The organism is Metabacillus sp. YM-086 (genome assembly GCF_048059995.1).
GTDB lineage: Bacteria > Bacillota > Bacilli > Bacillales > Bacillaceae > Metabacillus > Metabacillus litoralis_B.
Genome location: NZ_JBLUOI010000035.1, coordinates 37,034 through 52,670 on the forward strand (window position 1 = coordinate 37,034; position 15,637 = coordinate 52,670).

The 15,637-nt window shown below is 35.6% G+C and carries 13 protein-coding genes; 1 reads left to right on the forward strand and 12 read right to left on the reverse strand.

Annotated features, from left to right (window positions below):
- Window positions 1-156 precede the first annotated feature (156 nt).
- The 9 genes from hflC to ACEWK1_RS15540 form a co-directional block, all read right to left on the reverse strand.
- On the reverse strand, window positions 157-1,086 hold the full coding sequence (gene hflC / locus ACEWK1_RS15500; protein WP_098795041.1) for a protease modulator HflC: 930 nt from the start codon (window positions 1,084-1,086) through the stop codon (window positions 157-159).
- Window positions 1,076-2,050 carry an FtsH protease activity modulator HflK gene (gene hflK / locus ACEWK1_RS15505; RefSeq protein WP_098795040.1) on the reverse strand — a complete coding sequence of 325 codons (975 nt, stop codon included), beginning with the start codon at window positions 2,048-2,050 and terminating at the stop codon, window positions 1,076-1,078. The genes hflC and hflK overlap by 11 nt, the downstream gene beginning before the upstream one ends.
- 357 nt (window positions 2,051-2,407) lie before the next feature.
- On the reverse strand, window positions 2,408-4,177 hold the full coding sequence (pnpS, locus tag ACEWK1_RS15510) for a two-component system histidine kinase PnpS (RefSeq protein ID WP_121663034.1): 1,770 nt from the start codon (window positions 4,175-4,177) through the stop codon (window positions 2,408-2,410).
- Window positions 4,170-4,889: a response regulator transcription factor gene (locus ACEWK1_RS15515; RefSeq protein ID WP_212136893.1), complete on the reverse strand. Its 720-nt coding sequence runs from the start codon at window positions 4,887-4,889 to the stop codon at window positions 4,170-4,172. The genes pnpS and ACEWK1_RS15515 overlap by 8 nt, the downstream gene beginning before the upstream one ends.
- 221 nt (window positions 4,890-5,110) lie before the next feature.
- On the reverse strand, window positions 5,111-5,587 hold the full coding sequence (locus ACEWK1_RS15520) for a MaoC/PaaZ C-terminal domain-containing protein (protein WP_212136895.1): 477 nt from the start codon (window positions 5,585-5,587) through the stop codon (window positions 5,111-5,113).
- A 127-nt stretch (window positions 5,588-5,714) separates the two neighbouring features.
- The gene (mdh, locus tag ACEWK1_RS15525) at window positions 5,715-6,653 is read right to left on the reverse strand and encodes a malate dehydrogenase (RefSeq protein WP_212136897.1); all 939 of its coding nucleotides are present in this window, start codon (window positions 6,651-6,653) and stop codon (window positions 5,715-5,717) included.
- A gap of 178 nt (window positions 6,654-6,831) precedes the next feature.
- Window positions 6,832-8,103 carry an NADP-dependent isocitrate dehydrogenase gene (gene icd, locus ACEWK1_RS15530; protein WP_098795035.1) on the reverse strand — a complete coding sequence of 424 codons (1,272 nt, stop codon included), beginning with the start codon at window positions 8,101-8,103 and terminating at the stop codon, window positions 6,832-6,834.
- A 235-nt stretch (window positions 8,104-8,338) separates the two neighbouring features.
- The gene (citZ, locus tag ACEWK1_RS15535) at window positions 8,339-9,457 is read right to left on the reverse strand and encodes a citrate synthase (RefSeq protein ID WP_098795034.1); all 1,119 of its coding nucleotides are present in this window, start codon (window positions 9,455-9,457) and stop codon (window positions 8,339-8,341) included.
- A 582-nt stretch (window positions 9,458-10,039) separates the two neighbouring features.
- A complete protein-coding gene (locus ACEWK1_RS15540) occupies window positions 10,040-10,504 on the reverse strand; it encodes a DUF441 domain-containing protein (protein ID WP_098795033.1) in 465 nt (154 codons plus the stop codon).
- Window positions 10,505-10,677: 173 nt separating this feature from the next.
- Between ACEWK1_RS15540 and ytvI the strand changes: the two genes are divergently transcribed.
- Window positions 10,678-11,793 carry a sporulation integral membrane protein YtvI gene (ytvI, locus tag ACEWK1_RS15545; RefSeq protein WP_098795032.1) on the forward strand — a complete coding sequence of 372 codons (1,116 nt, stop codon included), beginning with the start codon at window positions 10,678-10,680 and terminating at the stop codon, window positions 11,791-11,793.
- A gap of 57 nt (window positions 11,794-11,850) precedes the next feature.
- On the opposite strand, the gene ACEWK1_RS15550 is transcribed toward ytvI, so the two are convergent.
- From ACEWK1_RS15550 to pfkA, 3 genes are all read right to left on the reverse strand, one after another.
- Complete coding sequence (locus ACEWK1_RS15550) at window positions 11,851-12,237, reverse strand: FxsA family protein (RefSeq protein ID WP_098795031.1); 387 nt, start codon at window positions 12,235-12,237, stop codon at window positions 11,851-11,853.
- Window positions 12,238-12,344: 107 nt separating this feature from the next.
- A complete protein-coding gene (pyk, locus tag ACEWK1_RS15555; RefSeq protein ID WP_098795030.1) occupies window positions 12,345-14,105 on the reverse strand; it encodes a pyruvate kinase in 1,761 nt (586 codons plus the stop codon).
- Between the two features lie 142 nt (window positions 14,106-14,247).
- A complete protein-coding gene (gene pfkA / locus ACEWK1_RS15560; protein WP_212136899.1) occupies window positions 14,248-15,207 on the reverse strand; it encodes a 6-phosphofructokinase in 960 nt (319 codons plus the stop codon).
- Window positions 15,208-15,637 lie beyond the last annotated feature (430 nt).

Here is a 15,637-nt window from a genome sequence, read left to right on the forward strand (position 1 = left end):
AGACACTCGCTTTTTGCAGGAGGTCCGGGAGCACTCTTTTACTAGTACATGTACCTAAATTAGCAATAAACCAAAAAAGACCCCTTATTTCCTTCTATTTTATCATGTCTTGAAATAGAAAGGAAAATCAGGGGTTCTATATAATTTGTTATTGTTTTACTGGACTCCCTTTAACAAAGAAGCATAAGGAGAATTGAACGGAATAATAATGACGGTTTCTTCATCAATTGTTTGTTTATATGATTGTAATGTTCGATACATCTCATAGAAGCCTGGATCTTTAGAATAAGCAGTATTATAAATTTTCGCTGCTTCCCTTTCACCCTCACTTCGAATAACATCAGCATCAGCCTGTGCCTTTGCTAGCATCTCTTTTACTTCTCGATCAGTATCTGCGATGATACGATTCTTTTCAGCATCACCTTTTGACAGATACCCCTGTGCAGTTGATTCCCGTTCAGAAATCATTCGTGTGAATACTGACTGCTCATTTTCAGCAGGTAAATCTGTTCTTTTCATTCTCACATCTGTCACAACAATCCCATAGTTACCATTTTCTAATAAATTATTAACTATCTCCGTTACTTTATCATTTAAACTTCCTCTTGAAGATTTTTCATCATTAATAATCTCATCATAGTTTAATTGACCTAGTTCAGAACGAACTGTTGAAAAAACATATTCAGCCATCTTCGTTTCAGCATTAACAATCGACCTTGCATTGGAGATCATCTTTTTAGGGTCACTTATTCGCCAAACTGTATAGTTATCAATGATTAACCTCTTCTTATCCTTTGTATTAATTTCAGCCTCTTCTACATCATAAGTCATTTGATATTTAGGAAGAGTTGTAACTGATTGAATAAACGGTATTTTAAAGCTTAATCCTGGTTCTTCAATAATCTTCACAACTTCACCGAATTGACGGACAACCTTATATTCATTTTCTTTAACGATAAAAAGGTTAGTGAAGACTAATACAAGTAAGACAATTAAAATTAGAAGAATAATCCCTCCACGTAAATATCCCTTGAATGAAAAAGCAGGTTTCTTCTCCTCCATGTTGACAATATTATCATTGTCCATTCGTATCACTTCCTTCCTGTTCAGCTGGTACGACAGGCTTTGAAGCCGGATCTTTAATCGGCAAATACTTCATTGTGTTTCCGTTATCTTCCATAATATAAATCTCAGCATTTGGGAGAACTTGATCTATTGTTTCTAATACTAAACGCTTCTGTGTAATTTCTTTGTTATTAACATATTCGTTATAAATTGCATTGAATTGTGCAACATCTCCACGCGCCTCTTCCATTCGGGCGGCTTTATCACCAGCTGCTGAAGACATAATCGCATCCTTTTCCCCTTGTGCTTCTTCTGTTCGTTTATTCCGGTATTTATTTGCTTCATTCTTACGTGTATTCATCGTTTCACGGGCATCAGTAACAGCTGTAAAAGCTTTTCTAACCTCTTCATTTGGTAGATCTACATCCTGAAGCTTTACGGCTAAAATGGTAATGCCAATATCATAGCCATCTACAAGATTCGATAATAATTCCTGGACTTGTTTCTCAATTTCTACCTTTCCAGACGTTAAAGCATCATCAATTGTTGAGCTTCCAATAATACTTCTCAAGCTTGCTGATGTAGCATCTTCTAACATCTCCTGTGGATTTTCCGCATTAAATAAATATTTACCTGGTTCGGTAATTTTCCACTGAACAACCATATCTGCTAAAACGATATTTTCATCACCCGTAATCATTTTTGTTTCTTTTGGGAAATCTTTTACTTCACCATCCTCAGATTCCTCATAACCAAACTGTAAACTGAAGGTTTCTTTAGATAGAACTTCAACTGATTGGATTGGCCAAGGCATCTTAAAATGTAAACCTGGTTCACTAATTCCTTCTTCTACCTCTCCAAGAGTAATCATCACGGCTTGTTCTGACTCATCTACGGTATACCATGAAGTAAAAGCAACAACTCCTAAGACCACAATTAACAACGCAAATCCGAAGATCGTGAGTACTCGTTTTATACTTAACATCCAACCCCTGCCTTTCTTATTCGGTACATTTAGTATGTACTGCTTTATTTTTCTTGTTAAGTTATATACGAATCACCATTAAAAAGGTTTCACATTTCCCTTTTAATAGCTTCCCACTATTAGTATTAATTAGAAAATAAATTTATGAAGAGTTGAATTTTATGAGGATTTATTATGACAACAAAAAAAGGGACGTGAGTTTATTTGGTAAACTCACGTCCAAAAGATTGGCTCCTTGGATGAAGGGGTTTTCACTTAGTATATTACCAACATTTTATTAAGTAATAATAAACCTAGTGTAAATTAATTGTAAATAATGTCGAATTTAATAGATCAAAAGGTTTTATGGCCACTCCGTTATGAGGTTTCATCAAATTTTCTATTCAGCTTAACTGTAAACGTAGTACCTTTTCCAACTTCACTTTCCACACTAATTTGACCTTTATGAGCTTCCACCAAATGTTTTACAATAGCCAATCCTAAGCCTGTTCCCCCAGAGTTTCTACTTCTCGCCCTGTCAACACGATAAAAACGCTCAAAAATACGTGGAATTTCCTCCGTTTTAATACCGATCCCAGTGTCTGAAACAGTAACGATTGCATAATCAGGATATTTATCCACTTTTACATGCACAGAGCCACCTTGTGGAGTATATGTTAGAGCATTACTAATTAAATTAATAAAAATTTGCTTTAATCGATAAATGTCGCCTTCAATATAAGTTAGACCTTCAGGTAAAGAAACAGAAAGCTCTACCTCTTTTTCTCTTGATTTACTTTCTAACATTACAGTAATATCATCCAAGATCTCCCGTAAATCACATGTTTGGATTGATAATTCAAATCCTTGCTGTTCAATTTTCGATAAATCAAGCAAATCTTGAATTAAAGATTGTAAACGATCGCTTTCCTTTAGAATAATAGATAGGAAGTATTCGGCTGTCTGCTTATCACTAAGTGCCCCGTCCAGTAATGTTTCACTAAATCCTTTAATAGATGTGATAGGTGTTTTTAATTCATGTGATACATTCGCAACAAAATCCTTACGCATCTGTTCGAGTTTTTTAAGTTCAGTAATGTCATGAAATACAAGGACAATTCCTTTCCATTCATCATTTGTTCCAATAATAGGTGCCCCATACACTTCAAAATGCTTACGTTCAATCTTCAAGGGAAGATGAAGCTGCTTTCTGACTTTTACCTCAGTCATAAAAATCTCTTCAACAATTTCAATAATTTCTTTATGGGTGAAAGCGTCATAATATAACTGATAAAGAAACTTAGCAGAGTCAACCTCAAATAATTCTTTATATGCTCTGTTGACTAAGTTAATATAACCTCTTCCATCAATCAAAATTAGCCCGCTTCCCATATTTTCAATTAACGTTTGCAAACGATCTTGTTGCATTTCCTGTGCCCTTGTCATATCTTGAAGGTTTCGAGCGAGTATATTAATTGACTGACTTAGTATTCCTGTTTCGTCTAAATGATCTTCATATGTACGTGCTTTATAATTTCCCTTTGCAAGTTCCATAGATACTTTAATTGCAGACTCAATCGGCCTGGTAAATTGGGCTGTAATTCTTACTCCAATTAATAATATAATGATAAATGCGATACCGAGACTAGCTACTAGAATACCCCACATTTGTTGATTTACCTTAGTTAAAGAACTCACAGACGCGCTAACGAGCACAATCCCTTCATAAGCAGCTTTTTCCTTTATTGGCAATCCATAATAAGCTACCCCGTTAACTTGGTCACTATAATAATAGCCCTTAGATTGTCCCCTCATGATTGGAAGTACGTTATTCTTCAATGAATTCATATCGAGATCTTGTGTTAAATCACCTGCATCAAACAAAATGGTGTCATCTTCATCTATGATAGTAATATGTGATTTATAATCTTTCCCTAAATCAGACAGTAATTCTGAGATTTGAGAGTTCGATAAATCATCACGTGATATGATCGTTAATATTGAATTTGCTTCTCTTTGTAACTCTTCTTTAAACGTGTTCAGATAGTAGCTATTAAAAATTTGCCCTAGCAGTAACCCTAAGCCAACCAGTACCGCAATGATTAATGTAATAAGGGCAAACAAAAAGCGTGAACGAAATCTATTCATTCAGCTTTGGCTCCTCAAGCTTATACCCCAACCCTCTTATTGTTTTAATATATAATGGTTTTTTTGTATTTCTTTCTATTTTTTCACGTAAGTGACTAATATGAACATCCACAATTCTAGTATCGCCCGCAAAATCATAATTCCAAACAGCACTGAGTAACTGATCTCTTGTAAGCACTCTTCCCTTATGCTTTGCTAAATACACTAGTAATTCAAATTCTTTAGGAGTTAAATCCAAACGTTCTTTTCCATAATAAGCCTCGTAGTGATCAGGTAACACTCGTAAATCGCCAATCAGTACTTGATTTTCATCCTCAATTTCTTGCACCTCAGGTTCAGGCTGTGACTGACTGCGTCTCAATATAGCCTTTATTCTTGCTACAACCTCTCTAGGGCTAAAAGGCTTTGTCATATAATCGTCTGCACCTAATTCTAAGCCTAATACTTTATCGAATTCATCGTCTTTTGCGGTCAGCATAAGAATTGGCACCATGATTTTCCTTTGTCGAAGCTGTTTACACACTTCAATTCCATCCATTTTCGGAAGCATTAAATCAAGCACAAGTAAATCAGGCTCTTCTTTCAAACAAGTATTCAGACCTTCTTCACCATCCATAGCTGTTGAAACTGTATAGCCTGCTTGTTCCAAATTATACTTTAACAAGGTTGATATTGATTGTTCATCATCTACTACTAATACTCTCTTACTCATATAGGCCTCCAGAGATTAAATTTCCCTTCAATTGAACCAATCTATTTTATTCGTTATTTATCTATGTTTGTTAGTTCTATTCTAGCGAATAGTTGGGAAAAAGGGCAACTATTGTTTGTAATAATGTTTTTGTTTTTAAATCACCTTATCTTCACAACAGGATATTTCTTCACAAAAAAACTGGCTCTAAGTAGAGTCAGTTAGTTATCAGCACATTTTAGTTAGAAGTTTTCTAATGCTTTTCCTTCCATTGGAGTCATTTTGTGAGGAGGGCATACTGTGATTTTTCCTTCTAAAACTGTTTGTTCTTCACTATTCACAGCATGAATTTCTACTACAATTTTGTTTTCGGAGGTATGGACTTCTCCAACTACAAACAAAAATTGGACAACATCATAATGGTATAACGGTTGAAGGAATGAAATTTCTTGGTTTACAATGTGGCTTCCTGGACCTGGTAAATATTTCGATACAGCTGCTGTAATGATTCCAGTTAGCATGATTGTTGGTACAATTGGCTTTTCGTATGGAGTTTGTGAGGCATAATCATGCTGAATATAAAGTGGGTTGGCATCATTGGTTAGTCCTAAATAAAGAAGTAAATCCTTATCTTCCATTTTTTCTGTTAGAGTTAATTTTTCTCCAACCGATATTTCTTCGATATGTCTACCAATCTTTCTCTTTTTGCCAAGAAGCATTTTAGCACCCCTTTTTCCAAATTAGTGAAACTGATTTACAACACTGTAACTTTACTATTTAGGTTATTTCTTAGTAAAAAAGAAAATTGAGGAAATCCTCAACTTTCTTTTTATTTTAAACACTTTCTTAAGATAATACTTTCATAACGTTTCTAACAGAATCAGCAGATTTTTCAAGTGCTGCTTTTTCTTCTTCGGTGAGCTCAAGTTCAATAATTTGTTCAAGACCATTTCCACCTAGTACAGTTGGAACACCTAGGTAAATTCCATCAAAGCCATATTCTCCTTCAAGATAAACTATAGATGGAAGAACTCGTCGTTGATCTTTTAAAATGGCCTCTACCATTTCCACCAGTGAAGCTGCAGGTGCATAGTATGCACTGCCATTCCCTAACAGATTAACGATTTCACCGCCACCCTTACGTGTTCTTTCTACAATTGCATCTAATTTATCTTTAGACATTAATGTTTCGAGAGGAATACCACCCGCATAAGAATAGCGTACTAATGGTACCATATCATCACCATGTCCACCTAAAACAAACCCTGTTACATCCTTCACAGAAAGGTTAAGCTCTTGTGCAACAAACGTACGGAAACGAGCTGTATCTAACACTCCTGATTGTCCAATTACTCGATGCTTAGGAAAACCTGACTCTTTAAAAACTGTATAAGTCATTGCATCTACGGGATTGGTTAACACAATGATCGTGCATTCAGGAGAATACTTAACAATTTCTTTTGTTACAGCCTTCATAATGCCTGCATTTGTTGCAACAAGATCGTCACGACTCATACCTGGCTTCCGAGCAATACCTGCTGTAATAACGACAATATCAGAGTTTTCTGTGTCTTCATAATTAGATGTTCCGGTAATGTTTGCGTCGAAACCTTGTACCGGACTAGCTTCAAGCATATCAAGAGCTTTCCCTTTTGTTGGGTTTTCCATTTGAGGAATATCAACTAATACTACATCTGCAAGTTCTTTTTGCCCTAATAAAAACGCTGTAGTGGCTCCAGTGAAGCCCCCACCAATTACGGAAACTTTTTTACGCTTAATAGCCATATGTAAACATCTCCTTAAATTCTGTATAAATTAGGAAAGAGGGCAAAGCGCATAAATGAAGTACATTTATGCGCAAAGCCCCTCTTAGATTTATATTCGACTTTTCATGGTCAATTCTTGCAGAGTACCTAGATACCCTAATTACTGTGTTTTTTAACAGAGCTTTTTAGGTTACAAATTAACCCATGTTTTTGATTAACTCATCACCGAACTCAGAGCATTTAACTTCAGTTGCACCTTCCATTAAACGAGCAAAGTCATAAGTTACAACTTTAGAAGCAATTGTTTTCTCTACTGATTTCATTACTAATTCAGCTGCTTCAGTCCATCCTAAGTGCTCAAGCATAAGAACACCAGAAAGAAGAACAGAAGATGGATTAACCTTATCAAGACCTGCATATTTAGGAGCAGTACCGTGAGTTGCTTCGAAAATTGCATGTCCTGTTTCATAGTTAATGTTTGCTCCTGGAGCAATACCGATACCACCAACTTGTGCAGCAAGTGCATCAGAGATATAGTCACCATTTAAGTTCATTGTCGCAACAACATCGAACTCACGTGGACGAGTTAGAATTTGTTGTAAGAAGATATCTGCAATAGAATCTTTTACAATGATTTTTCCTGCTGCTTCAGCATCAGCTTGAGCTTTGTTTGCAGCATCTTTACCTTCGTTTTCAACGATGCGGTCGTATTCAGCCCATGTAAATACTTTATCACCGAATTCTTTCTCAGCTAGTTCATAACCCCAGTTTTTGAAAGCACCTTCAGTAAATTTCATAATGTTACCTTTGTGAACAAGTGTTACTGATTTACGGCCGTGTTCAATTGCATAGTTAATAGCAGCTCTCACTAGGCGGCTAGTACCTTCTTGTGATACAGGCTTAATTCCGATACCAGATGTTTCTGGGAAGCGGATTTTATTAACACCCATTTCATTTTGTAAAAAGCTGATAAGCTTTTTAACTTCTTCTGATCCATTGGCATATTCAATACCAGCATAAATATCTTCTGTATTTTCACGGAAGATAACCATATCTGTATCTTCTGGACGTTTAACAGGAGAAGGTACACCTTGGAAATAACGCACTGGACGTAAGCAAGTGAATAAATCTAATTCTTGACGTAGCGCAACGTTTAGAGAACGAATTCCTCCACCGATTGGTGTTGTTAGAGGTCCTTTGATTGCAATTAGATATTCACGAATCACATCAAGTGTTTCTGCTGGTAACCATTCACCTGTTTGGTTAAAAGCCTTTTCACCAGCTAATACTTCTTTCCATACGATTTGTTTTTCTCCGTTGTATGCTTTTTCTACAGCTGCTTCTAGAACACGTGATGCAGACGCCCAGATATCAGGACCAATTCCATCTCCTTCAATGAATGGGATTACTGGGTTATTTGGTACGTTTAATACTCCATTAGTTGTTGTAATTTTTTCACCTTGTGTCAAGAAAATTACCTCCCGGGTTATGTAATTGATTTTTCAAATCTATTTTACCAATAGATTTACTTCTCTTAAAGTGTTGTTCCTTTTGTTTTTATAAAATTAATTAAATTTATATTATTCAGGCGTTTTATAAAAAGCCTGAATATTGAAAGCGTAGAAAACGATTCCACACAGTAATCCTCCCATAGAGGGAGGACAATGTGGAATTGTCTCTTCACTATTCTATATCACTATAAAATTATCCTCTTTGTTCTAAAGGAATATAAGCTTGTTTTTCTGGTCCAACATACTCTGCACGTGGACGAATTAATCGGTTATTTTCATATTGCTCTAGAATATGAGCTAACCAGCCTGATACACGACTTACAGCAAAGATTGGTGTGAATAAATCATGATCAATGCCTAAGCTATGGTAAACAGATGCTGAATAGAAATCAACATTTGGTGGAAGTGGTTTTTGAGAAGTAACTAATTCTTCAACTTTTGTTGACATCTCATACCATTTTGGTTCACCTGTAATTTTTGTTAGCTTTTCAGACATTTTCTTTAAGTGCTTGGCTCTTGGGTCACCTTGACGGTACACACGATGTCCAAAGCCCATTATTTTTTCTTTATTTGCTAACTTCTCATTAATATAGCTTTCAGCATTTGCTACTTCACCAATTTCTGAAAGCATCTTCATTACTGCTTCATTAGCTCCTCCGTGTAAAGGACCTTTTAGAGCACCAATAGCAGCTGTAACACCAGAATATACATCAGATAATGTTGCAACACATACACGTGCTGTAAAAGTAGATGCATTTAATTCATGGTCCGCGTGTAAAACAAGCGCTTTATTAAAAGCTTCAACAGCAATTTCATCTGGCTCATTTCCTGATAATGTATATAAGAAATTTGCAGCCATTGATAAATCTGTTCTAGGCTCAACTGGCTCTAAACCTTTACGAATACGAGCAAAAGAAGTAACAACAATCGGAAGTTGTGCTTGTAGACGGATTGCTTTTCTGTAGTTAGCCTCTGTATCCATCACATCTGCTTCTTCATCAAACAAGCCAAGTAAAGATACAGCAGTACGTAGAGCAGCCATTGGGTGAACTTTATTGATAGGGTATGATTTGAAGTGTTCAATAACTTGCTGTGGAATTTTTGCATTTTCCGCAAGTTGTTTTTTAATTTCATTTAATTGTTCTGCATTCGGAAGTTTTCTGTGCCATAATAAATAAACCACTTCCTCAAAGCTTGCGTTTTCTGCTAAATCATCAATGTTATAGCCCGCATATGTTAATGTATCATCAATAATCGAGCTTACAGATGAAGTAGTTGCAACGATACCTTCAAGACCTTTTGTTGCTGTCATATAAATCCCTCTCCTTTACCTTTTTTCCCCATTTGTTTCATCTTAAAAGTTTAAAGAATATAAGTAGTAGAAATCCTACTTGACTCAGTCATAAACTGTTCCATATGTAAGGAAAGAAGCTTTTGTCAAAGTAGATATTTCTCTATGTTTCGTAGATCACGAATCATGAATTTATAGTATTATTTTAAACTTTTAGATGATTGAGCGCTTGCTCACATGCAAGCAAAGAAAAAGAAAATGCTTACATTTTTCATTATTTTGATAAAGCATCACTCCGTTAAAATCGAACGTGATATACACTATCAGGTAATCTTTTAAATGATAGATCGTATACCTATCTCATATCAAAATGAGATAAGGTTGCCTTATCATGTAGGCATTATTTTAGAACATATCCCTATTATAAACAATTATCAGACTTTTGTGAATGAAAACCACTTTATTACTTAAAAATTTGTTAGAAAAATTTTATTTTAGGGATTTTTTCGTTAAAACTGCCTTACTAATATAACCATAACATATATTTGTTATATTAGTGTATAATTCATCTAAATTAATTGGCTTTTTAAAGTAAATGTATGTTTAAGAACTAAATAGTTTTACAATTTGCATGGCTAGATAAGCTATTCCTGCCCCTATTAAAGGACCTACAGCCACACCATTGAATAACGAAACTGCTAGAATTGTGCCAAATACCAGAGCTGTTGTAATATGAGGATCTTCAGCTAGCAACGTTAGCCCGTTTTTGGCAATTAACGCGACAGCTATCCCCGCTCCTAAAGCAATCCAAGCATAAGAAGATTTTAAAGCGTCAATTAGTTGCTTAAATCCAATTTCTCCTGTTGCTATTGGCACTAAGACAGCAATTGTAATAACCGTAACTCCCCAGTTAATTCCCTTTGCCCCAATAGTTGGCAATAACTTTGATTCTAATCCAACCAATTTAATGACTAGCAAGCATCCAACAGCTATTAACAATGATTGATTTTTCGCTAAAAATCCAACTCCTAATAAGATTAATAAAAAGAGTACTGGTTGACTAAACACTGAGTAAAACCTCCAAATAGTAATAATATGGTTAAACCATGACAAAACATCGAAACTCAAAAGATTAATTCAAATAGTATAAACAAGCTTAATATGTAATAAACATGCTATATAGCCTTATTTAAAGATTGGAAAAGCCCATAGGAATTGAAAAATGGGGAGGAATTCATTAAGTGAATATGAATTATTTATATAGCATGTTAAGACTTTTACTTATTATCGCTGTTACATTTTTAGGAATATCAATATGTTATTATCTATCTACTTTGACTTATCCATTTTTAATTGCAATCTTAATTGCTATGATTATTAATCCTCTTGTAAATGGGTTGGAACGGATTCTCAGGATTCCGAGAGGATTTTCAGTGATTATCTCAATTATTTTACTGATTTGTTTAATAGCAGGTATTCTCATTCTTTTAGTAGCAGAAATTGTAACAGGAACCACCTATTTAGCAAGAGTTCTCCCTGGACATTTAGAGTTATTAGCTGTTTACATCGAAACATTCTTTGTTACAAAAATCATGCCACTATATAACCAATTAACATACCTTTTTAACAGTCTTGAATCAAATCAGCAACAATCCATTATCTCAAACATTCAAAATATCGGTGAATCAGTTGCATCCAGTGTTGGAAATTTCATCAAAGGCTTTTTAGAAAATATTCCAGTCATCATTAGTTGGCTCCCAAATGCCGCAACTGTCATCATCTTCTCTTTACTTGCAACTTTTTTCATTAGTAAAGATTGGTATAAATTTAAATCTGCTGTTTCAGGTTTACTACCACAGAGAGCAAAATCAAGTGGCAGGACAATTACTGATGAGCTAAAGAAAGCATTGATAGGTTTTATTCGTGCACAAGCAACCTTAATTTCCATTACCACCGCCATTGTTTTAATAGGACTTTTGATTTTACGGGTTGATTACGCGATCACAATCGCTTTATTAATTGGTTTAGTTGATATTCTCCCATATTTAGGTACGGGCTTAGTGTTCATTCCATGGATTATTTACTTATCGTTCAGTGGAGGAATACCGCTTGCTATCGGACTAGGAGTATTATACCTTATCGTCTTAATACAGCGTCAAATAATGGAACCAAAAGTACTTTCCTCCAATATCGGACTAGATCCACTCGCTACCCTCGTTTCACTTTTTATAGGTTATAAACTAATTGGCTTTTTAGGGCTGATTGCTGGGCCAGTTGCATTAGTCATATTAAAAACATTTAAAAGCGCGGGTCTATATGAGGACCTATGGAAATTCATCATAGGGAATAATAGATAATAGTAAAACAAACGGGGCTGATACTAAGATCAGCCCCGCAATTTCTTTGGTCAACTTCTACCTAATGATCGTTATCCGATTTTTATCAATCATTTTTCGAATAGTTGCTAATAAAATCGGTTTAAACTTATTTCTGCTAAATGGAAATAACAATAAAAACCCAACTGTATCTGTTATAAAGCCAGGAGTTAATAACAAAACTCCACCAATCAAGATACAAAGCCCGTCAATAATGGCCATTCCAGGAATTTGTCCAAATTGCATGTCTTGCTGAGCTTTTCTTAACGTTTCCAATCCTTGTTTCTTAGCAAGCCAAGCTCCTACAACACCCGTTAAAATAATAAGTAATACAGTTGGAATTGGACCAATTGCATTGCCTGATAGTATTAAAATTCCGATTTCTAGAGCAGGTATAACAATAATAAGAAACATTAATAATCGCATGTATTCACCTCTTAAACTCTACTAATAAAACGATAAGCCTCTATACCTCTCTATTCTATTCTAAAAATGCAAAAAAAAGAAGGGAATACCCCTTCTCTTAATGATAATTATAGTACACTTGCATGTCCTTGGTAAATAACTCCTCGAACAGCGTCTACTGTAATATCTTGACCATCTTTTAACAATGTTGTTGCGTTTTCTACACCTACAATAACAGGAATTCCAAGACTTAACCCCACAACAGCAGCATGACTTGTTAAGCCACCTTCTTCTGTTACAAGAGCAGATGCTTTCTCAAGAGCATCCATCATATCACGGTCAGTTCCTTGTGCAACAAGAATAGCACCTTGTGTCATTTTTTCCTGTGCATCCTTTGCAGTGCTTGCCACTACAACCTTACCAAAAGCTGATTTACGACCGATGCCTTGTCCTTTTGCAATAACATCTCCAATAACGTGAACTTTCATAAGGTTTGTTGTGCCTGCTTCACCAACAGGTACACCCGCTGTAATCACAATAAGATCACCATGTGTCACAAGTCCGCTATTAATTGCCTCTAATACAGAACGATCTAACATTTCATCCGTTGTTGTGGAATGATTTCCACTTCTTGGGTAAACACCCCATACTAATGCTAACTTGCGAGAATATGAATCAGAAACTGTTACAGCAATGATCGGCGCTTTAGGACGATATTTTGAAATCATTCTTGCAGTGTGTCCACTTTCAGTAGGAGTAACAATTGCTGATACACCTAAATTTAAAGCTGTATAAGCTGTAGATTGGCCAATAGCATCTGTGATTGTTGTGCCAACCTGTGCACTGCGTTTCGATAAAATTTGCTTATAATCTAAAGCTTCCTCTGCTCTTGAAGCAATATTGTGCATTGTTTTAACCGCTTCCACTGGATAAGTACCGGCCGCAGTCTCACCAGAAAGCATAATCGCATCCGTACCGTCAAAAATAGCATTGGCTACGTCACTTGCTTCCGCTCTAGTCGGTCTTGGATTACGTTGCATACTATCAAGCATTTGAGTAGCTGTGATAACAGGCTTTCCTAGAGCATTACATTTACGAATTAATTCTTTTTGAACTAATGGAACTTCCTCTGCAGGAATCTCAACACCTAAATCTCCACGAGCAACCATTAAACCGTCTGACACTTCAAGAATCTCATCGATGTTATCTACACCTTCTTGATTCTCAATTTTAGGGATAATTTGAATATGGCCTGCATTATGCTCTTCAAGCAGCTCGCGAATTTCAAGTACGTCTGAAGCACGACGAACGAATGAAGCAGCTATAAAGTCAACATCCTGTTCAATACCAAAAACAATATCTTTAGCATCTTTTTCTGTAATACCTGGAAGCTTCACACTAACACCTGGTACGTTAACACCTTTTTTATTTTTTAATGTACCAGTATTTTTAATTAATGTTTTGATCTCACCTTTTGTTTGGTCAAGGCCGATTACTTCCAACTCAATGAGACCATCATCTAGTAAAATTGTTGATCCAATATGTACATCATCAATAAGTCCTTCATATGTAACAGAGAACTTTTCTGTTGTACCAACTACTTCTGTCATTGACACAATAATTTCTTTTCCTGCCTCAAGCTCAATAGCACCATTTTCCATTGTGTTTGTGCGGATTTCAGGGCCTTTCGTATCTAGAAGAATAGCTACAGTTTTGTTTAGATTGGCAGAAGCCTCTCTAATATTTTTAATTCTTGCACCATGCTCATCAAAATCACCGTGTGAAAAATTCAAGCGGGCTACATTCATTCCAGCCTGCATTAATTCTGATAATTTATCAATTGATTCACTTGCAGGACCAATTGTACATACAATTTTCGTTTTGCGCATTTCGTTTCCTCCTACCATTTAGAAGGGTAAAGGTTTCACTTATCCTATTTAGATTCGTTTCTTCCTTTACCCATTTTTAGTATGGTTTTATTGTTTTATTTTTAGCTTTGTAAAATAATATGGTAACGATACCAACTAGTATTTATATAGATAATTCTTTAGATAATCGGTACATATTATCATCAATCGTATGTGGTTGATCTAGTATTTCAAGAATATCATGGTGAACAAGTTCATTTTTTTGAATACCAACACAACGTCCACCTTTTCCTTCTAACAATAATTCAACAGCATACGCACCTAGTCTGCTTGCTAATACACGATCAAATGCAGTTGGGGAACCTCCACGCTGAACATGACCTAGTACAGAAACACGAGTCTCAAATGAAGTAGCTTCTTCAATTTGCTTAGCAAATTCAACTCCACTACCTACACCTTCTGCAACTACAATAATACTATGTTTCTTCCCTCTCTCATGACCACGTTTTAAGCGGGCAACAACATTGCCCATGTCATAGTCAGCTTCCGGTATTAAGATTGTTTCAGCTCCTCCAGCCAAACCAGACCAAAGGGCAATATCACCAGCATGTCTTCCCATTACTTCAATAACATATGTACGTTCGTGTGATGTAGCTGTATCACGAATTTTATCAATTGCATCTATAACTGTATTAAGTGCTGTATCAAATCCAATAGTAAAATCTGTACCAGGAATGTCATTATCAATCGTTCCAGGAACACCTACACATGGAAAACCATGTTCAGTTAGTTTTTTCGCTCCCATGTAAGAACCGTCTCCGCCAATAACAACTAGGCCTTCAATCCCATGTTTCTTTAACTGTTCAATTCCTTTTTTCTGGCCTTCTATTGTTTTAAATTCAGGACATCTAGCAGAATATAATTTCGTTCCTCCGCGGTGAATAATATCTCCTACAGAGCCAAGTTCTAATTTTTCTATTCTTCCTTCAATTAAACCTGTATATCCATGGTAGATTCCATAAACCTCTACATCATGATAGATCGCTTTACGTACAACTGCTCTAACAGCAGCATTCATACCAGGGGAATCTCCACCACTGGTTAAGACGCCAATTTTTTTCAAAACTTTCACCCCACTATAGATAAGTAGCAATACTAAATTACTTCCAAAATAACATGATTATAATGTCAATACAACAAAGAGTCAACTTTTGTCGAATAACCTTTTTATGAGCCTTTTTCATTATACAATAAATTATCTGCTGTGTTTAATGAATTATGTAATTTTGCAAAATTATTGTCCTACTTTGCCAAAAAGTATAATCTGTAAATAAAATAGAATGAATTGTCTTTTCTTTCACATCCGCAAAAGAAAACGTGGACCAGTCGGCCACACGTTTTTCTATTTTACCCCAAGTAGATCGTTTGCAAACGATACTTGACCTATTCTTTTATATTTTTCATAACGATGCTGAATTAATTCTTCCCCTGTCATAGTTGAGAGAGTTTTTAAAGAGCTTGCGATTACCTCAGTAATATTGATTGCTTGCTGA